The sequence below is a fragment of the Peribacillus sp. NPDC097197 genome (assembly GCF_050278025.1).
Lineage (GTDB): Bacteria > Bacillota > Bacilli > Bacillales > DSM-1321 > Peribacillus.
Map to the genome: position 1 here is coordinate 111,100 of NZ_JBNNST010000004.1, position 19,256 is coordinate 130,355.

Genomic DNA, 19,256 nt, shown 5'->3' on the forward strand with positions numbered 1-19,256 from the left:
GTCTCCCTTATACTTTTTCTTTTTTGTTTTTACCGAACAAGCCTTGTGGCATGAAAATCAAGATAAGAATCAGTACGATAAAGGCTACGGCATCCCGCCATAATGAATAGCCAGCGGCACTGACCAAAGCCTCGATGACTCCAAGCAATAATCCTCCGACCATCGCACCCGGGATAATTCCGATTCCACCAAGCACCGCGGCTACGAATGCCTTCAACCCTGGGAGCACTCCCATCAAAGGCTCGATTTTTATATAATAGATACCAAAAATGACCCCTGCTGCTCCCGCTAATGCGGAACCGATTGCAAATGTTGCTGAAATCGTATTATTGACGTTGATCCCCATCAGCTTAGCCGCATCTGCATCGAAAGAAACGGCACGCATCGCCTTCCCGATTTTCGTTCTATGAACAATGATTTGTAGAACGATCATCAATGCGACGGCTACGCCAAAGATCAATACCGACTGGCTGTTTATCGAAGCACCGAATATATTGATTTTATCCGAAGGCAATACATCACTCGGATAAGCTTCCGGCTGTGCACCACGGACATAGATGAATCCATATTCGATCAAAAGGGAAACACCGATGGCGGTTATAAGAGCGGCAATGCGCGTTGCATTGCGCAATGGCTTGTATGCGATCCGTTCAATTAATACGCCAAAGAGTGCACAGACCGTCATTGAAATGAGGAGGGCTGGCACAAACGACAGATCCAAAACCGTTATCGAGTAGAAACCAACGAATGATCCGACCATGAAGACGTCACCATGTGCGAAGTTTATCAGTTTAACAATTCCATACACCATCGTATATCCGAGAGCGATAAGGGCATAAATGCTACCGAGTGAAACTCCATTTATTAGCTGTTGTACCAATTCCATATTCGACTCTCCTTGAAAAATCTAATTTTATAATGCGGCACGTCTATTTTTTCAGTGGGTAAAAAATGAGAAGTCGCCAGCACCTTCTAATCGAAGAAGGGCCGGCGAAGGCTAAAACCTTTCCCAGATCATTCAGGATTGATTTTTGTATTGAATACCTGTTTTCCTTCTTTAAACTCAAGGATCGTAGCGGATTTGATTGGATTGTGTTTCTCATCTAATGTAAATGTTCCCGTCACAAGGCTAAGATCTTTTGTTTTTTCCAAAGCATCCTTGATCTTATCCGAATCCGAAGATCCGGCACGTTTAATGGCATCGGCAAGGAAGTAGCCAGTATCGTAGCCTAAAGCGTTAAAAGCATCAGGGGATTTGTCTTTGTATTCAGCCTTGAATGCCGACACAAAGTTCTGGATCTTTTCGTCAGGGTCACCTGAAGAATAATGGTTGGTGATGAATGTATTATTTAGAGCCTTCTCACCAGCAATTTCAACTAGTTTAGGAGAATCCCAACCATCGCCGCCCATGAATGGAACGTCAAGACCTGTTTCACGAGCCTGCTTAACGATCAATCCAGCTTCTTCATAGTAGCCTGGTAGGAAGATGAAATCCGGTTTTGCCGATTTCAGGCGAGTCAGTGTAGAACGGAAATCAGTATCCTTGGCAATATAAGCTTCTTCCGCTACAACTTTTCCACCATTTTTTTCGAATTGTTCCTTAAAAGCTGCCGCTAACCCTTTTGAATAATCGCTTGCACTATCAATATAGATGGCTGCGCTTTTTGCTTTGATTTCGCTAGTGGCGAAATTCGCTGCCACGGTTCCTTGGAAAGGATCGATAAAGCTTGTTCTGAAAACATAATCATTCAATTTATCATCTTTATATGTGATTTCTGGGCTTGTCCCAGAAGGAGAGATGACCGGAACCTTATTATCCTGGGCAATCTGCACCTGTGCGATTGTATTCGTACTTGTTGCGGCACCGACGATTGCTGTCACCTTATCTTGAGAAGTCAGCTTTATGGCACCACTTGTCGCTTCAGCCGCTTCGGATTTATTATCAACTGGTATAAGTTCGATTTTTTTTCCATCAATGCCTTCTTTGTTAATTTCTTTAGTCGCAAGCTTGAGACCTTCTGAAATCGATTGTCCGTAAGAAGCAACTCCCCCTGATAATTCAAGGTTCACCCCGATTTTAATCGTGTCTCCCTCTTCACCCTTTTTTGTTGTTGAAGCAGAGTCCGAACCGGAACAACCTGCCAATACCCCTGCTACTAGTGATAGCGAAAGAAATGCACTTGCTAATTTCTTCTTTTTCATAATGAACCCCCTATTTTGTAATCTTTATTTGTGGCGCATGAATATTTATTCAATACGCTGTCTAAATAATTGATAAATATAAATATTTAAAATTTAATAAATATTTTGAAAATAGTGTACCGCATAATTTTCACCACGTCTAGACGTAAAATGCATGAACATTTTGTCCAATAGTCTATATCTCATAGACCTTTGCAAGCTATTATTATATTTATATATGCCATCATCGTTTTTAACAGAGAAAAATCAAAGAGTTTCGTTATTTCAATGTTATAAATCTATGTTTATCATCAGTCGTTTTTTATTCCGTCATTAGTAACATCCAACCTTATCATTTCCTTAATTTTCTATTCTCGAGTATCCTGATAGGTTTTTACACCTACATCCAGCGCGTATCTTTTATACAGATTTCTATTTCGAAATTGTATAATACTATATAAATATTCATGTATTTCTGCTGGTCATTACAACAAAAAGACCGCCATATGGCGGTCCCTTTGAATCAAGCGAGATCACGGATCAATCTTCGTATTAAAGGTTTGTTTACCATCCACATATTCCAAGATGGTGGCCGATTTAATCGGATCATGATTTTCATCCAAGTTCAAGGTTCCTGATACTAATTCGAAATCCTTCACTTCTTCTAATGCTTTTCTGATATTTTCAGATGTTGGATCTCCGGCTCTTTTAATGGCATCAGCCAAATAGTAACCAGTGTCATAGCCTAATGCAGCAAAAGCATCAGGTGTTTTCTTGTATTCCGCTTTGAATGCTGAAACGAAATCTTGAATCTTAGCGTCTTCATCTTCCGGCGAATAGTGATTAGTGATATAGGTGTTCTTCAAAGCTTCTGCTCCGGCAATTTCCACGACTTTTGGTGAATCCCAGCCGTCTCCACCCATGAACGGAAGGTCCATTCCATTTTCCCGAGCTTGCTTCAAGATCAGACCGACTTCTTCATAGTAACCTGGAAGAAATACGAATTCTGGTTTTGCGGACTTGATACGAGTCAATGTCGCACGGAAATCAGTATCTTTTGTCACATAGGCTTCTTCCGAAACGATTTTCCCTCCATTTTTCGTAAAGGCTTCCTTAAAGGCTGCAGCTAGTCCTTTTGAGTAATCGCTTGCACTGTCAACATAAATGGCAGCGGTCTTCGCCTTCACTTCATCTGTTGCAAAATTGGCTGCAACGGTTCCTTGGAATGGATCGATGAAGCACGTTCTAAACACATAATCATTCAATTTTCCAGCTTTGTTCGTAATATCGGGATTTGTTGCGGTTGGTGTAAGTAGAGGAATCTTGTTATCCTGTGCGACTTGAACTTGTGCTAACGTGTTTGTACTTGTAGCGGATCCTACAATCGCCACTACTTTATCCTGACTGACAAGTTTAATCGAACCGTTCGTTGCTTCTGCTGCATCCGATTTATTATCCACTTTTTTAATTTCAATTTTCTTACCATTGATTCCTTCTTTATTGATTTCATCGATGGCCAATTGCAAACCATCCATTGCAGACTGACCAAATGAGGCCGTCCCACCTGACAATTCAAGGTTGGCACCAATTTTTATGGTGTCTTCTGAACTGGATGATCCTCCGCCTGAACTACTGGTTTTCGAGTCACCATTGCAACCTGCCAGTGCCCCTGCGATTAATGATAGTGATAGAACCATGCCTGCTAACTTTTTCTTTTTCATTTGAAACCCCCTTTTTCTTTAGAAAACAAAAAGAATATTCTGAAAATAATGTATCTCATTCTAGGTAGTTTGTCTATATTTTTCGGTAAAATAGTAAATATATGTAATTATCAAAACAAAAAACTGACCCTAGATCAGAGTCAGTTTACCGCTTATTAATCGTTAACACGACGAACTTCAATATCTTTTAATAGGTCATTAATGACCCAGCTTGCCGCAATTAAGCCGGCTACAGATGGAACGAACGCATTGGAAGATGGAGGCATTTGAGCTTTACGGATTTTCGCCTCATCATTACCGACCTCTTTCCGGACATCCTCACGTATCACAATTGGGCTTTCATCGGAAAATACAACCGGAATTCCTTTTGTGATGCCTTCTTTACGCAATCTTGTGCGGATGACTTTCGCAAGCGGATCGGTATGTGTTTTGGAAATATCGGCAATCTGGAAGCGGGTTGGATCCATTTTATTTGCGGCACCCATACTTGCGATGATCTTGATATTTCGTTTCAGGCACTCTTTCATGACATGCATTTTGTAGATGACCGTATCGGATGCATCGATGACATAATCGAGATTATAACTGAAGAATTCCTCGAAGGTTTCTTCTGTATAAAACATCTTCAAGGCGATGACTTCACAGTCCGGATTAATATCCTGGATGCGCGCTTTCATCAATTCGGCTTTTGGCTGACCCACAGTCGAAAGAAGCGCATGGATCTGTCTGTTTACATTTGTGATGTCCACATCATCTTTATCGACAAGGATAATCCGGCCAACACCTGTACGTGCCAACGCTTCGGCTGAAAAAGAACCGACTCCGCCTACACCAAGGACAGCGACCGTCGTGTTTTTCAACCGGTCCATGCCCTCTTTACCAATCGCTAGTTCATTTCGTGAAAACTGATGCAGCATATATTTTCAACTCCAATAAATTCTGATCTTATTTGTGTTCCCAATTAACAATATATCATAAACATCGGGGATGACAAGCAAATATGACTAGTTTTATCGGAATTGGCAGGCTAGTTCATTCGAGACAATTTTTCGAGCAGGGTGGCTAATAGGAGTGTGCGTTCTAACAGACTTTCTATCTCTAAATATTCATCTTCGCTATGGGCATGGCCTCCAATCGGTCCGAGTCCGTCAATCGTTGCGATCCCTAATTCAGAGGGAAACGACGCATCCGAGCCTCCACCCGTTTCCGTATCGGTGATGGTGATGCCCAATTCCTCACCCGCTTCCCGGATGATTTCCAATAAGACGGTGGTTTTCTCCGTCTTTTCCATGGGCGGCCGGTCCATCTTACCGCTTAGGCTAGTTTTTGTTCCCGCTACAAACGTTTGGGCACAGATATCCTTCATTTGCTTAAAGACGAACTGCGCCTGGTTTCTTTTCGAGATTCGCACATCTATTAAAGCTGATGCATGGGGTGCAACTGTATTGACCGCCACCCCGCCTTCTATGATTCCAACATTTACGCCGATGCCTAGTTGATGATCCGTTAACCGATGCAGGGCGAGAATCTTATGAGCCAATTCTTCAATCGCACTCTGACCTTTTTCCGGTTCAACCCCAGAATGTGCAGATTTCCCTACAACCTCCACCTTGAATTGGCCGCAACCTCTTCTCGCGGTGACAAGTGAACCATCTGCTCTCGCTGGCTCTAACACAAGCGCGAACTTCTTGTCCTTGGCTTTTTCCGAAATGAGCGCGGCAGACGATGGCGACCCTATCTCTTCATCGCTGTTTAGGATGATCTGTATATGTTTATAGCCGGTTTGTCCAGTCAGCTTCATGCAAAAAATCGCATATAGAAGCTCGACCAAGCTTCCCTTCATGTCAATAACACCTGGCCCATATGCACGCGGGCCCACCATTTTGAACGGACGTTTCTTCGCCGTCCCTTCCGAAAAAACGGTATCCATATGGCCAACAATGAGAATATGCGGAGACATTGCTTCACGGTGCTGGATGACTAAATGATCGCCATATTTCTCCTGTTTAATTACCGTCACTAGAAAATTAAGATCCTCAAATTTCTTTTTTAAAATCGCTCCGATTTCATCAATGCCTTTTTTTGCATAAGAACCGCTATCGATATTCACAAGCTGCTCCAATAATTGGAGCATTTCTTTCCTTTTCGCGTGCAATAAGTCCTTCAAAGCCCTCACTACTTTCTATCCTCGCTAAAGATTTATACTCCTACTCATAATTTACGAACGTACATCACGGAATGTTCCATAAATAGTGCGGCTATCAGTCGGTTTAATGTTTTTATCGGTCAATTTTGCACTTTTATCGGTCTAATGTAACATTTATCGGTCAAAACTCACTTTATATCAGTCAACCTCCCATTCAAGAACATATTCTCGCCCTTTATATGATCCGTAATGATCGACATTCATTCCTGACAGGATACGATTGGCAACCGTTCCTGATTCAATTTGCAAAAACGAACGTACATCTTTATTCGTTACCGTAGGACGGACAAGGAGGGCAAAATCATGCAATGCTTGTAAGTGAGCATTCTTTGAGCTATGTGAACATGAAGGGCATATCCATTTTCCCCGCCCGCGTTTCATGGGAAGAGCCATACATTCCGGACATTGGACACCTTTCAATAATTCAGTTTCAGGGATTTGGTACACGTGTAGGATATTCTGATTAAGCGGGGTGTTTTTTTGGAGTAAGCTATTAGAAAGTTTGTTGAATTGCCTTTGCGTCAGTAAATGGGAAGGATACTCATTTTCAAGGGTTCGTATTCTAGCGTTGAGGGTTTCTTTACCAGTAATTTGGTTGAAAATCGAAGTGTGCCCAGGCGTAGTTTTGATGATGGCATTCGGGTTTGCATTGGCAATGAGGGTTTCTATCGGAATCTCCGGGAATTTATGAAGCCTCATCCAATCGGTTAAGCGGGATTTCTGGATATTCACCTGTAGAAGCGGGTCAAGGTAGGCTTGTTCCTGCCCGTCTTTCGTACGGATCAATTGAGGATAAAGTCGATCAAAATAAAGTGAACCGGCAAAGTTTTTCACCTCTATAATGATCATTACGTTTTTGGACAAAAGCAATAGATCCAGTTGAAAAAAACGGGTTGCGTCATGCTGTAAACGAAGATCATGAAAGATGTAAAATTCCCCTGTTAGATAGGCTAACTCAGCACCGATGGCTCGTTCTCCCTTATGGCCCGTGCGTATTTTCCGATAATCACTCGTTATAAGGTATTGCTTAGGATGGTGTTCAGGTAGCCTCCTGGTCAACGCTTCTAGTTTGAGCATCTTAATTGGCTTCTTGCATGGTTTTTTAATCAATTCATCACTCTCCTTACATGCTTTTTTCGACATGTCTGCAGATGAATCCTGCATAAAAGGGTTCTGCACGTCTTTTATCGGTCCGTTTGTGTTTTTATCGGTTAAATCAGCACTTTTATCGGTCAAATGAATACATTTATCGGTCAAAACGCCTCTTTTATCAGTCAAACCAAACCCCATCCAAAGCACACAAAAAAACCCATGTTTTCTCAACATGAGTTACTTTGTTATGAGTAAGAGTCCCAATTGTGCCGTTTATGCCTTTGTTTTGAACCCGCTCTCCGCAGGTGGGTGCTCGGTTCCTTGCATTTGTAAGTCCTCTACGAAGGAGGCATTTACGCGGCCTGGAAACTAGTGCTCCCGGTAACTATAAGTGTTCGGTCAAAACTTATAGGTTAAAGAACGAACACATCAGGACTCTTACTTGTTGAAATCATCATAGCATATCACTTAGCTCTGTTTCAAGAGAAAGCATCTAGGTATAATTTATCATTTTTTACCAATTTACTTACTTTTCTTTGCAGCCAATCTGATGCTTAGTTCTGCTAATTGCTTGTCGCTTACCGGACTTGGAGCATCTACAAGCAAATCGCTAGCGCTAGCTGTTTTCGGGAACGCGATGGTATCGCGAAGGTTTGAACGACCCGCAAGCAACATCACCATACGGTCTAATCCAAGGGCAATTCCGCCATGTGGAGGTGTTCCGTATTCAAAGGCATCCATTAGGAAGCCGAATTGTGCTTTTGCTTCTTCTTCAGTGAATCCAAGTACTTTGAACATTTTTTCTTGAACATCACGTTCGAAAATACGTAATGAACCACCGCCAAGCTCGTATCCGTTCAATACAAGGTCATAGGCTTGTGCGCGGACATTGGCTGGATCGGATTCAAGAATATCCAAGTCTTCACGGAATGGCATTGTGAATGGATGGTGGGCTGCGTAGTAGCGGCCTTCGTCTTCATCATATTCAAATAATGGCCAGTCTGTAACCCATAGGAAGTTGAATTTGCTTTCGTCGATCAAGCCTCTTTCTTTACCAAGCTTGTTACGAAGTGCACCAAGTGCATCCGCTACGATTCCTTTTTTATCAGCAACAAATAGGATAAGGTCTCCTACTTCCGCTTCCACTGCAGCTACTAGTTGTTGTTGATCTTCAGCGAAGAATTTAGCGATTGGTCCTTTTACGCCGTCTTCTTCGACTTTCAACCAAGCAAGGCCTTTCGCGCCGTAAATCGCTGCAAATTCTGCCAATGCATCGATATCTTTACGGGAATAGTCTGCATTTCCGTCCTTAACGACGATTGCTTTTACTTGTCCACCGTTCGCTATAGCTCCTGTAAATACTTTAAAGTCGCTATCTTTCACGATTTCAGATACGTCTTTCAATTCCATTGCAAAACGTGTATCCGGTTTGTCAGAACCAAAACGGCTCATCGCTTCGTTATACGTCATTTGCGGGAATGGAAGGGTAACGTCCATTCCTTTTACGTCTTTCATGACTTTTGCCATCATGTTTTCAGCCGTTTTAATGATATCTTCCTGGCTCATGAAGCTAGTTTCAATATCAATTTGCGTGAATTCGGGCTGTCTGTCAGCACGTAAATCTTCATCACGGAAACAACGGGCAATTTGGTAGTAGCGTTCGAAGCCAGATACCATCAACAGCTGTTTGAATAGCTGTGGAGATTGTGGCAAGGCGTAAAATTCACCATCATGGACACGGCTTGGTACTAAATAATCACGTGCGCCTTCTGGTGTGCTCTTTGTTAAAATCGGTGTTTCGATATCAAGGAATCCTTCTCCGTCCAAGAAATCACGGATTGCTTTAGTCGTTTGGTTACGCATTTTCAACGTTTCGAACATTGCCGGACGACGTAAGTCCAGGTAACGATATTTCAAACGGATATCTTCTGAGACTTCCGTTCTTTCATCAATGATGAACGGAGGTGTTTTTGCTTCATTCAAGATTGTTACGCTTTCCGCTTGAACTTCAATCGTACCTGTTGTCACGTTTGGGTTGATGTTCGCCTCATCACGTTTGATGACCGTTCCTTGGATATCAAGAACGTATTCATTACGGATTTTTTCAGCGGTTGCCAAGGCTGCTGCCGAGATATCCGGATTGAAAACGACTTGTACGACTCCGCTTCTGTCACGAAGGTCGATAAAGATGACTCCACCTAGGTCACGACGTTTTTGTACCCATCCTTTTAATGTAACCTTTTCACCAATTGCTGCTTCTGTTACTTCTCCATTGAAGTATGTTCTGCCAAACATGGTATTTCCCCCTTAAGCCTGTAGCTTTTTAAATTGTTCAACGAATGTAGCTAGGTCCATTTGGACCTGTTCGCCCGTTTCCATGAACTTTAGACTGATTTTATTGTTTGCCAATTCATCGTCTCCGAGAGTCGCCACGTATTTCGCTTCTAAACGGTCAGCTGATTTAAATTGGGCTTTTACTTTACGGTCCTGGTAGTCCTTTTCGACTTTGAATCCAGCATTACGCAATTGATAGGCAAGTTTGACGTTATAATCCTTAGCCGCTTCACCTAATGAAACAAGATAGCAATCGATGCCTTTCTTAATCGGAAGTTGAACATTTTCCGCTGAAAGCGCAGCAATGAGACGCTCGATGCTAAGGGCAAAACCAATTCCTGGCGTTTCCGGACCGCCAAGCTCTTCGGCAAGACCGTTATAACGTCCTCCACCACATAGAGTCGTGATGGCTCCAAATCCTTCGGCATCACTCATGATTTCAAAAGCTGTATGATTGTAATAATCCAAGCCGCGAACAAGTGTTGGATCTTCGATAAACTCGATGTCCAAATTTGTTAAGTGTTGCTTCACTTTTTCAAAATAGATACGTGATTCCTCATTTAAATAATCAATGATGGAAGGTGCCGTTTGCATCAATTCATGATCGTGGTCTTTTTTACAATCAAGAATACGTAGTGGGTTTTTTTCCAGGCGTTGCTGGCAATCACCACAGAACTCGCCGATGCGTGGCTCGAAATGCTGGATTAAAGCATTGCGGTGCGCTGTCCGGCTTTCTTTATCCCCTAAGCTATTAATGACCAATTTCAGTTTTTTCAATCCAAGTGCCTTGTACAGACTCATGGCCAATGAAAGAACCTCTGCATCAATGCCAGGATCCTTACTGCCCAAAGCCTCGATCCCAAATTGAACGAACTGGCGGAAACGTCCTGCCTGTGGTCGTTCGTACCGGAACATAGGTCCGATATAATAAAGTTTGACCGGTTGATTCGCCCAACCAAACATTTTGTTCTCAATGTATGAACGAACGACAGAAGCTGTTCCTTCAGGACGAAGCGTCAGATTCCTTTCGCCGCGATCCTGGAATGAATACATCTCTTTTTGCACGATGTCGGTCGTATCCCCTACACCCCGCAAAAATAATTCCGTATGTTCAAATATCGGCGTACGGATTTCTTTATACTGATAACGTTGACAAATTTCGCGCGCAGTCTTTTCAATATACTGCCAAATCTCCGTTTGTTCAGGCAGTAAATCCTGTGTCCCTCTTGGAATCTGAATCGACATAATTATTTCCTCCTTTACAGCAAACGCCATTTTATCCCAAACAAAAAACTCCCGTCCCTTGTAACATAATCGTTACAAGGGACGAGAGTTGAATATCCCGTGGTGCCACCCTAGTTGAAACACAATAAATACGTGCCTCCGCTTAAAAGCAGTTAACGCCTGCTTACGTCCATCTCCTACTAGTGAAATCGTTCAGAGTGAAACCTACGGAGGGTTCTTTCATTAAGTCATCATGTGGAATGCTTTCAGCCTCGGCATTTCCTCTCTTGTTCATGTGTTTCTTAATTACTCTTCTCCATCATTGGTTGTTACAGTAATAGTTCTGATATTGTATAATCATACGGACGTTGCCTTCAAATGTCAAGATTCCTTGAGAAATTTGTCGAAACTTTCATTGATTGAGATTCTTTTTCAAGTTTTTGATTGTCCGGACGTTCACTTCGAATTCGGATGCTAATTCAACAAGATTTGCAGTTTGTTCCTTTTGGATGAAATCATGAAAATCGACGCCTAATACTTGATTGCCTCCATTTAATGTCGTTTGGGCCTTCTCGCTGAATTTCATTTGTACCCCTCCATCGTTTAGATATGATTTAGTCTTTCCAAAAATAAATCTTTTTTGCATAATAAAGAGGGAAATTTTTTATTGAACGAGAATAGATACAGATAGACGGAAAAGGGAGAGAGACAGCCATGAAAAGGAAACCAGGATTCATTGCCCTTGCCCTGTTGCTGATGATGACGGCTTTTTCACCGGTACAACACGTACTTGGAGAAAGTGAAGGAGAAATTATCGTGACGTCAAAGGTGGTCAATGTCCGTGAAGGTGCGGGCCTTAGTTACCCTATCGTCAAAAGGCTTTCAAAGGGCGACAAATATGAAATCGTAAGTGAAAAAGATGATTGGTACGAAATACGGATTGGTACCGGTAGGACAGGCTGGGTGGCCAATTGGCTTGTGGAAAGAAATACGGAGTCGGGTCAAGTCAGGATGAAAACTGGTCAAGGTACCATTACCGGCGATTCCGTCCGTGTCCGTTTTGGTCCAGGCACCACATTCCAAACGGTAAGTACATTATCAAAAGGTACACCAGTGGACATAATGGAAAAGAATGAAAATTGGGTCCAAATTAAAAAAGGTGACATCGAGGGATGGGTCGCAGCTGACTATATTCAGCTTCCTTCTTCTTCAGCAGAGAACAAGGTGAATCAAGATGTTAAGGAAGAATCGGGAAAGAACCTGAAAACCGGTTTCGTCATGGTCGACAACCTTAATGTCCGTTCAGAACCATCCAAAAACAGTGCCTCATTAGGTAAGCTGAATAAGAGTGCTTCGGTCACCGTTTATCAAATCAATAATGAATGGGCTGAAATTAACTTTCAAGGCAAAAAAGGATGGGTCGCTGAATCATACATAGAAATTGGCAAGGATAAAGACGTTACCAAGGAAATCACGGCAGGCACGGCCATAGCAAGAATAACCGCCACAGGTTTAAATGTGCGGAAAAAAGATTCTTTGAATAGCGAAGTCATCGGTTCGGTCAATAAGGATGAGACTTATCCAGTTCTCCAACAAAAAGGACAAATGACACAGCTTCAACTTTCCGACGCAAAAAAAGGATGGGTCGTCAGCTGGTTCCTAGAAATTGAGAATGAGGAACAAACGTCCAAGGAAACGAACCATCCTATCAAAGGTACTAACATCACAACCATACATGACGGCACCATCCTTAGAAGTAAACCGAATACGGGCTCCGACATCGTTGGACAAGTTAATGCGGGTGAAACCTTCCACGTCCTTGGCATGGAGGGAGATTGGTACTCCATTAAGCTTAAGAATGGGGAAACCGCATATGTAGCAGGCTGGATTGTTAAAGTGGAGGGCAACGCCGATCAAGTTAAACGACCAGGTGTTGAAAAATATTTAGAAGATAAAGTCATCATCATTGATCCAGGCCATGGAGGCCGCGATAGCGGGACAATCGGAGTTGGTGGTACTCTTGAAAAGAACTTGACCATCCAGACGGCTGAGTTGCTTCGGGACAAGCTTCAGGCCGCTGGTGCAAAAGTCATCCTAACAAGAAGCTCCAATACGTATGTGGCTCTTCCATCACGTGTCAACATCTCTCATATTCATAATGCCGATGCATTCATCAGCCTCCATTATGATAGCACCATCGATCAGATCACAAGTGGGATAACCACGTATTATTATCACGGCTATCAGCAGGCCTTGGCCTCTTCCATAGCCCATTCACTCGGTTCCACCATGCAGGTGCCTAATCGCGGGTACCGGTTTGGGGATTATCATGTAATCCGTGAAAACAAACGAGTCGCTGCACTGATTGAATTAGGTTACTTAAGTAACCCTGTCGACGAATTGACGATTACAACGAACGAATACCAAGAAACTGTCACCTCTGCCATCTATAATGGTTTGGCAAGGTATTTTAAATGATGAAAAGCCGAGACTCCAATATGTGGGGCCTCGGCTTTTCCCTTTTCTTGAATACAAAAAAGTAAATCCCTGCACAATGCAGGGATTTACTTTTTACTTTCTAATAGCAACGTTACTGGACCATCATTGGTGAGCTGAACATCCATCATGGCACCGAATTCACCTGTTTCGGTATGGACGCCACGTTTGCGTAGCTCTTCATTGAATAGATCATATAAAGCTTTCGCCTCATCAGGACGGGCGGCGTCCATGAAGTTCGGGCGACGGCCTTTTCGGCAATCGCCGTATAAGGTGAATTGTGAAACGGAAAGGATCGAACCACCAACATCCAGTAGTGAATGGTTCATCTTTTCATTTTCATCTTCAAATATTCTAAGATTGACAATTTTCTCAGCCAATTGGACGGCGTCAGCCACGGTATCCCCATGGGTGACTCCGACTAAAAGCACGAGCCCTTTATCAATTTGACCAATTGTTTTGTCTGCCACAACGACCTTGGCAGCTTTGGAACGTTGTAAAACAACACGCATAGTGATAAAACTCCTTAGTTCATAATCCTTCTTACGGAATAGACATCTGGTATTTGTTTTATACGGACGACGACCTTTTGTAAATGGGCAATGTTATGAATGTAAATGGACATATTGATGGTGGCCACTTTATTACGGTCTGACTTACCTGAAACGGCTGAAATATTTGTCTTAGTTTCATTGACCGCTTGCAGGACTTCATTCAATAAGCCTCGTCGATCATATCCGCTGATTTCAATCTCAACAATGTATTCCTTGCGATCGTTTATGCTGCTTTCCCACTCAACAGGGACCAGACGGTGATCCGATTCGCCACTTTCCAAGTTAGGGCAGTCTCGTCTATGAACGGAGACTCCACGTCCTTTGGTAATATAGCCGACAATTTCATCGCCTGGGACCGGATTGCAACATCTTGATAAACGTATGAGCAGATTATCAATGCCTGGTACACGAACCCCAGAGTCACGTTTTTTCGATGAGCTAGGGAAGGTTTTGAGATCTGAAACCGCTTCTGTGATGTCCGCTTCTTGCTCGACCATTTTCTGCTTACGCCATTTTTCAGTAAGGCGATTGGCTACTTGAAGGGCTGTAATCCCGTTGTAGCCGACTGCTGCATACATGTCCTCTTCATTAAGGAAATTGAATTTATCCGACACGCGCTTAATGTTTTCGGGAGTCAGGATTTCCTTCAGGTCAAATTCCATTTCCTTGATTTCTTTTTCAACCAGCTCTTTGCCTTTTTCAATGTTTTCTTCGCGGCGCTGCTTTTTGAAGAATTGGCGGATTTTATTTTTCGCCTGGGACGTTTGGGTAAGTTTTAGCCAGTCCTGACTAGGTCCATATGAATGCTTCGAAGTCAGGATTTCAATGATGTCACCTGTTTTCAGCTTATAATCCAGCGGTACCATTTTCCCGTTCACTTTGGCACCTATCGTTTTATTACCGATTTCGGAATGGATACGGTAAGCAAAGTCAATTGGATTAGATCCTGAAGGAAGCTCAATTACATCGCCTTTAGGTGTGAAAATGAACACCATATCGGAGAAAAGATCGATTTTCAGGGACTCCATGAATTCTTCGGCATTTGTAGCGTCATCTTGGAATTCTAGGATTTCCCGGAACCATGTCAATTTTTCCTCTAGGGACGGCTGTTCACCGACATCCTTGCCTTCTTTGTAAGCCCAGTGAGCGGCTACCCCGAACTCGGCAATGCGATGCATTTCCGATGTACGGATCTGCACTTCAAGCGGATCGCCTTTTGGTCCGATTACCGTCGTATGCAACGATTGATACATATTCGGCTTTGGCATTGCAATATAATCCTTGAATCGGCCAGGCATCGGTTTCCAACATGTATGGATGATCCCCAGGACTGCATAGCAATCCTTGATACTGTTAACCACAATTCGTACCGCTAATAAATCATAAATTTCACTGAATTGCTTGTTTTGGAGAGCCATTTTCCGATAGATGCTGTAAATATGTTTCGGTCTGCCGGAAAGGTCGGCATTTATATGGACTTCCGTAACATTCTTACGCACTTCTTCAATAACTTCTTCTAAATACTCTTCGCGCTCCGCACGCTTTTTCTTCATGAGATTGACGATGCGGTAATACTGTTGCGGATTCAAATACCTTAGTGCGGTATCTTCCAGCTCCCATTTAATCGTGCTAATTCCTAGACGGTGTGCAAGCGGTGCAAAGATTTCCAGGGTCTCATTCGAAATCCTTCTCTGCTTTTCCTGTGGAAGATGCTTCAACGTCCGCATGTTGTGCAATCTATCGGCTAGCTTGATTAAAATGACCCGAATATCTTGAGCCATTGCAACAAACATTTTCCGATGATTTTCCGCTTGTTGTTCTTGCTGTGATTTATATTTGATCTTCCCTAATTTGGTTACGCCATCGACGAGCATGGCTACTTCAGGACTGAAATTTTCTTCGATATCCTTTAGCGTGATCTCCGTGTCTTCAACAACATCATGTAAAAAACCTGCGGCAATAGTTGCAGGATCCATTTCTAGGTCCACCAGTATACCAGCGACTTGAATCGGATGAATAATATACGGCTCCCCCGATTTACGGAATTGTTCTCGGTGAGCATGCTCTGCATATTTAAACGCTCTATGAATAAATTCAGCTTCTTCCGGCTGAAGATATAAGCTGGCCCGTTCTACAACCTGCTCGGCAGTCAATATTTGATCATTAGCCATTTAATCACCTTAACCCCACTTTAACTGCCACCGGATACTTTTCCGTCCGGATTGAGTATGATTGGTAACACTTTCCTTCTTTCAACAAAAACCTACATTATTTGCTAAAAAAATAAATCCGCCTAAACGGATACATGTGCAAATTGATTTAGTAGAAGAAAAACTCTTTATTATTACTATTATCGAAAAAAAATGCAAGGATGTAAAGGGTTAAACGTGTATTTTCTTTAGAATGCTTCTTTTTTTCATTGGAAATTCGACAAAATCACTGAAAATGATAAAAAAAAGAAGGCACTCTGGTCAGAGCGCCCTTGTTTTTAGAATGTCATTAATGTTAAAACATCATAACCTTCTAATTTATCTTTTCCATCTAGGTCTGTTAATTCAATCAGGAATGCAATTCCCGCTACAATTCCACCAAGTTCTTCTACTAATTTAATCGTCGCTTCGATTGTACCGCCAGTAGCAAGTAAATCGTCGGTGATTAGAATGCGTTGGCCCGGTTTAATAGCATCTTTATGGATTGTCAATACATCCGTTCCATATTCTAAACCATATTCGACTTTGATTGTTTCCCGTGGAAGCTTACCTTCTTTTCGTACTGGTGCAAATCCCACTTCCAAAGAGTATGCGACTGGGCAGCCGATAATGAATCCGCGCGCTTCAGGTCCAACAACTAAATCAATCTTCTTATCGCGGGCGTACTCCACGATTTGATCTGTTGCGTATTTATAAGCGGCACCATTATCCATTAATGTTGTAATATCTTTGAAGATAACACCCGGTTTCGGCCAGTCTTGCACAATCGTTACAAATTGCTTTAAATCCATTGCTTTGTTTCCTCCTCAAGGTCTATTGCCTCATGAATCAATATATGATTGAACCAATCGAATAATTGCTGATAGGAAGAATAAACTAGCTCTTGCTCGAGCTCAAATTGTTCTTTCTTTCTTATAAACGAAACAGATTCACTGAAATCGCGTTTTTTCGGGTTGGTCGTGAGCATAATTAATCCATTGTCTATTGTAACAAAATCAAGCTCAAAAAACACCTTAGAAATAAAATCCACTGTATCTCTTGACCAGCCGCGGTATTTGGCAAGGTCATCGCCATACCTTTTTATATCGAGCGGGCCCTTTTTGGAAAGAAATGCATAAAACCATTTGAAGTGGTCACGCGTCGGTAGCGTACTCAAAAAATGATCCTGCACATGAGAAAAATGAGCATAGATTCGTGCTGGTTTTTTATTTTCAACCACCTGTTTCAACAGGTTTCTCAGCGGTGGCATGTCCATGAATACGACATGGCCTTCATGACATTCCAGTTCCAAGGCATCCTTTTCGTCCTCTATATGGACAAGGTCAGGATGTTGTTGTAGAAATGGATAGGCTTTAAGGGTTTCCTCAGAGAAGATAACGATCTTCCGGTTATGTGCCGGAATGTCCGCCAGCCATTTATCAGCTTGTCCCTTGCCTCGATAGTCGAAAAGTTGCCAATGATTGACTTCTATATCTTGCACAAAGATTTGCGGCTTTTTGATGTTATTCCATTCATTGATGGAAAGTTCACCGATAACGGAAACCTTTGCGTGTGGGGCAATCTCTTCCATATAATGTCCAAGGCCGAACCCTACCCCATCCAGTTTATGATTCTCGCTATCCTCAAGCTGAACCTTCAAGTGGTTGTGGTTCGTGCCAATTTTGCGGACGCTCGCAAGCTGAACGGAATCTATTAAAATCTTCGGCTTAGGGTTCGTCACACCGAAGGGAGCAAGCAAACTCATTTCCTGGATCGTTTGAATGGAGGCTTCAGCCAATGTCGTCGCCCCATCCAGATTGGTAATCGGTGTGAAGTCCTCTTCGTTAAGTTGTTCGTTCGCAATCTTATTCATACGGTCCCGAAGCTCTTGAACGTCTTCGATTTTCAATGTCATCCCTGCAGCCATAGGATGGCCACCGAAATGAGGCAATAGTTCCCGACAGGTTGAAAGGCTTGCGAAAAGGTCGAAGCCGGAAATGCTCCGGGCCGATCCCTTTGCAAGTCCTTTTTCCTGGTCAAAACTTAATACGATGGTTGGTCGGTAAAAACGTTCAACGAGCTTAGAGGCTACAATCCCGACAACCCCCGCATTCCACCCTTCCCTTCCAATGATAAGGACACCATTGGTCTCAGGCGGATAGTTTTCCTCCACTTCCCGAATGGCTTCTTCAGCCATCGATGCAACCATCGTTTGCCGCTCTTTGTTAATATCGTTGATTTCCACAGCAAGCTCGGTCGCTTCTTCCAAATTATCCGACATCAGTAAATCGACGGCCGGATCGGCATCTCCAAGGCGGCCAACGGCATTGATTCGAGGCGCCATCCCAAATCCGATTGATTCTTCACTCAATGCCTCCTGCTGGATATTCGCCACTTTCATCAAGGCTACGAGCCCTGGTCGTTTGGTCAACCGCAGCTTTTCGATTCCTTTCGCAGCAATCAGACGGTTCTCCCCTTGTAAAGGGACCAAATCGGCAATGGTACCGATTGCCGCGATTTCCAGCAGATCCTCGGGCATTTCGCCAAGTAAAGCATGGGCCAGTTTGAACGCAACCCCCACTCCTGCAAGGTCTTTAAAAGGATAGGCGCTATCTTCAAGCTTTGGATGGATGATGGCCAGTGCTTCAGGCAGGATAGGACCTGGTTCATGGTGGTCGGTCAAAATATAATCCATGCCTAGCTCAGCTGCCAGCTTCGCTTCTTCCACAGCAGAGATTCCCGTATCGACGGTTATTAACACCTTAACGCCTTGATCTGCAGCCAGGCGGAAAGCCATTGGATTCGGTCCATATCCTTCCGTAAACCTGTTGGGAATGTAAAAATCGACATCAGCACCTAATTTAGTCAATGTCGTCATCATGACCGTCGTGGACGTTACACCATCCGCATCATAGTCCCCGAAAATCCTGATTTTCTCTTTATTTTGTATCGCTTCTCTTATTCTATATACCGCTTTATCCATATCTTTCATTAAAAACGGATCATGGAAAGTTTGATTTTTTACAAATAGAAATGAACGGGCACTTTCAATGGTATCTAGGCCCCTATTCACTAGTAATGTCGCAACCAAAGGTGTGATATGAAGCTCTTCGGCTAGTATAGCTACTTTATTTTCATCGACGGATTTTACGTTCCATCGAGTTTTTGGCTTTAACATGCATTCACCCCTTAACCTACTTATTATACAAAATCACAAGTTTGGTTTCAATTTTATATTATAGACTTTCTTGTTCAGAAA

The 19,256-nt window shown here is 42.8% G+C and carries 14 protein-coding genes, 1 other RNA gene and 1 other annotated feature; of the genes, 1 reads left to right on the forward strand and 14 read right to left on the reverse strand.

Annotation, left to right across the window (positions count from 1 at the left end; genetic code table 11):
• Positions 1–7: 7 nt before the first annotated feature.
• From ACQKL6_RS07210 to ACQKL6_RS07255, 10 genes are all read right to left on the reverse strand, one after another.
• Positions 8–886, reverse strand: coding sequence for a branched-chain amino acid ABC transporter permease (locus ACQKL6_RS07210; RefSeq protein ID WP_427590545.1), 879 nt, complete (start codon positions 884–886; stop codon positions 8–10).
• Between the two features lie 128 nt (positions 887–1,014).
• Positions 1,015–2,202 (reverse strand): ABC transporter substrate-binding protein, encoded by a 1,188-nt coding sequence (locus tag ACQKL6_RS07215; RefSeq protein ID WP_427590546.1) that lies wholly within the window; start codon positions 2,200–2,202, stop codon positions 1,015–1,017.
• A gap of 512 nt (positions 2,203–2,714) precedes the next feature.
• Complete coding sequence (locus ACQKL6_RS07220; protein ID WP_402958247.1) at positions 2,715–3,902, reverse strand: ABC transporter substrate-binding protein; 1,188 nt, start codon at positions 3,900–3,902, stop codon at positions 2,715–2,717.
• Positions 3,903–4,057: 155 nt separating this feature from the next.
• The gene (locus tag ACQKL6_RS07225; protein WP_402986410.1) at positions 4,058–4,819 is read right to left on the reverse strand and encodes a tRNA threonylcarbamoyladenosine dehydratase; all 762 of its coding nucleotides are present in this window, start codon (positions 4,817–4,819) and stop codon (positions 4,058–4,060) included.
• Between the two features lie 110 nt (positions 4,820–4,929).
• Positions 4,930–6,069: a M20 family metallopeptidase gene (locus ACQKL6_RS07230; RefSeq protein ID WP_427650903.1), complete on the reverse strand. Its 1,140-nt coding sequence runs from the start codon at positions 6,067–6,069 to the stop codon at positions 4,930–4,932.
• A 177-nt stretch (positions 6,070–6,246) separates the two neighbouring features.
• Positions 6,247–7,386, reverse strand: a complete 1,140-nt coding sequence (locus tag ACQKL6_RS07235; RefSeq protein WP_427650904.1) for a nuclease-related domain-containing protein — start codon at positions 7,384–7,386, stop codon at positions 6,247–6,249.
• 67 nt (positions 7,387–7,453) lie between these two features.
• A non-coding RNA gene (gene ssrS, locus ACQKL6_RS07240) (6S RNA) lies at positions 7,454–7,639 on the reverse strand.
• Positions 7,640–7,722: 83 nt separating this feature from the next.
• Positions 7,723–9,495, reverse strand: coding sequence for an aspartate--tRNA ligase (gene aspS / locus ACQKL6_RS07245; protein ID WP_402869808.1), 1,773 nt, complete (start codon positions 9,493–9,495; stop codon positions 7,723–7,725).
• A gap of 12 nt (positions 9,496–9,507) precedes the next feature.
• On the reverse strand, positions 9,508–10,779 hold the full coding sequence (gene hisS, locus ACQKL6_RS07250; protein WP_402986416.1) for a histidine--tRNA ligase: 1,272 nt from the start codon (positions 10,777–10,779) through the stop codon (positions 9,508–9,510).
• Between the two features lie 74 nt (positions 10,780–10,853).
• Positions 10,854–11,090 (reverse strand) — a binding site (T-box leader).
• Positions 11,091–11,170: 80 nt separating this feature from the next.
• Positions 11,171–11,344: a hypothetical protein gene (locus ACQKL6_RS07255; RefSeq protein WP_402869812.1), complete on the reverse strand. Its 174-nt coding sequence runs from the start codon at positions 11,342–11,344 to the stop codon at positions 11,171–11,173.
• A gap of 128 nt (positions 11,345–11,472) precedes the next feature.
• On the opposite strand from ACQKL6_RS07255, the gene ACQKL6_RS07260 reads away from it, so the two are divergent.
• Positions 11,473–13,236: an SH3 domain-containing protein gene (locus ACQKL6_RS07260; protein WP_402986418.1), complete on the forward strand. Its 1,764-nt coding sequence runs from the start codon at positions 11,473–11,475 to the stop codon at positions 13,234–13,236.
• A gap of 86 nt (positions 13,237–13,322) precedes the next feature.
• Here the strand turns inward: ACQKL6_RS07260 and dtd are convergent, their stop codons facing one another.
• The 4 genes from dtd to recJ form a co-directional block, all read right to left on the reverse strand.
• Complete coding sequence (gene dtd / locus ACQKL6_RS07265) at positions 13,323–13,766, reverse strand: D-aminoacyl-tRNA deacylase (RefSeq protein WP_402869815.1); 444 nt, start codon at positions 13,764–13,766, stop codon at positions 13,323–13,325.
• Between the two features lie 14 nt (positions 13,767–13,780).
• A complete protein-coding gene (locus ACQKL6_RS07270) occupies positions 13,781–15,979 on the reverse strand; it encodes a RelA/SpoT family protein (protein ID WP_402869817.1) in 2,199 nt (732 codons plus the stop codon).
• A 317-nt stretch (positions 15,980–16,296) separates the two neighbouring features.
• Positions 16,297–16,809, reverse strand: a complete 513-nt coding sequence (locus tag ACQKL6_RS07275; protein WP_402869819.1) for an adenine phosphoribosyltransferase — start codon at positions 16,807–16,809, stop codon at positions 16,297–16,299.
• Positions 16,800–19,175 carry a single-stranded-DNA-specific exonuclease RecJ gene (recJ, locus tag ACQKL6_RS07280; RefSeq protein WP_402986421.1) on the reverse strand — a complete coding sequence of 792 codons (2,376 nt, stop codon included), beginning with the start codon at positions 19,173–19,175 and terminating at the stop codon, positions 16,800–16,802. The genes ACQKL6_RS07275 and recJ overlap by 10 nt, the downstream gene beginning before the upstream one ends.
• Positions 19,176–19,256 lie beyond the last annotated feature (81 nt).

Bases quoted from the DNA above. Each gene is read 5' to 3' on its own strand.
- ACQKL6_RS07210 (WP_427590545.1), bottom strand. From the start codon at position 886: ATGGAATTGGTACAACAGCTAATAAATGGAGTTTCACTCGGTAGCATT.
- ACQKL6_RS07215 (WP_427590546.1), bottom strand. From the start codon at position 2,202: ATGAAAAAGAAGAAATTAGCAAGTGCATTTCTTTCGCTATCACTAGTA.
- ACQKL6_RS07220 (WP_402958247.1), bottom strand. From the start codon at position 3,902: ATGAAAAAGAAAAAGTTAGCAGGCATGGTTCTATCACTATCATTAATC.
- ACQKL6_RS07225 (WP_402986410.1), bottom strand. From the start codon at position 4,819: ATGCTGCATCAGTTTTCACGAAATGAACTAGCGATTGGTAAAGAGGGC.
- aspS (WP_402869808.1), bottom strand. From the start codon at position 9,495: ATGTTTGGCAGAACATACTTCAATGGAGAAGTAACAGAAGCAGCAATT.
- hisS (WP_402986416.1), bottom strand. From the start codon at position 10,779: ATGTCGATTCAGATTCCAAGAGGGACACAGGATTTACTGCCTGAACAA.
- ACQKL6_RS07255 (WP_402869812.1), bottom strand. From the start codon at position 11,344: ATGAAATTCAGCGAGAAGGCCCAAACGACATTAAATGGAGGCAATCAA.
- ACQKL6_RS07260 (WP_402986418.1), top strand. From the start codon at position 11,473: ATGAAAAGGAAACCAGGATTCATTGCCCTTGCCCTGTTGCTGATGATG.
- dtd (WP_402869815.1), bottom strand. From the start codon at position 13,766: ATGCGTGTTGTTTTACAACGTTCCAAAGCTGCCAAGGTCGTTGTGGCA.
- ACQKL6_RS07270 (WP_402869817.1), bottom strand. From the start codon at position 15,979: ATGGCTAATGATCAAATATTGACTGCCGAGCAGGTTGTAGAACGGGCC.
- ACQKL6_RS07275 (WP_402869819.1), bottom strand. From the start codon at position 16,809: ATGGATTTAAAGCAATTTGTAACGATTGTGCAAGACTGGCCGAAACCG.
- recJ (WP_402986421.1), bottom strand. From the start codon at position 19,175: ATGTTAAAGCCAAAAACTCGATGGAACGTAAAATCCGTCGATGAAAAT.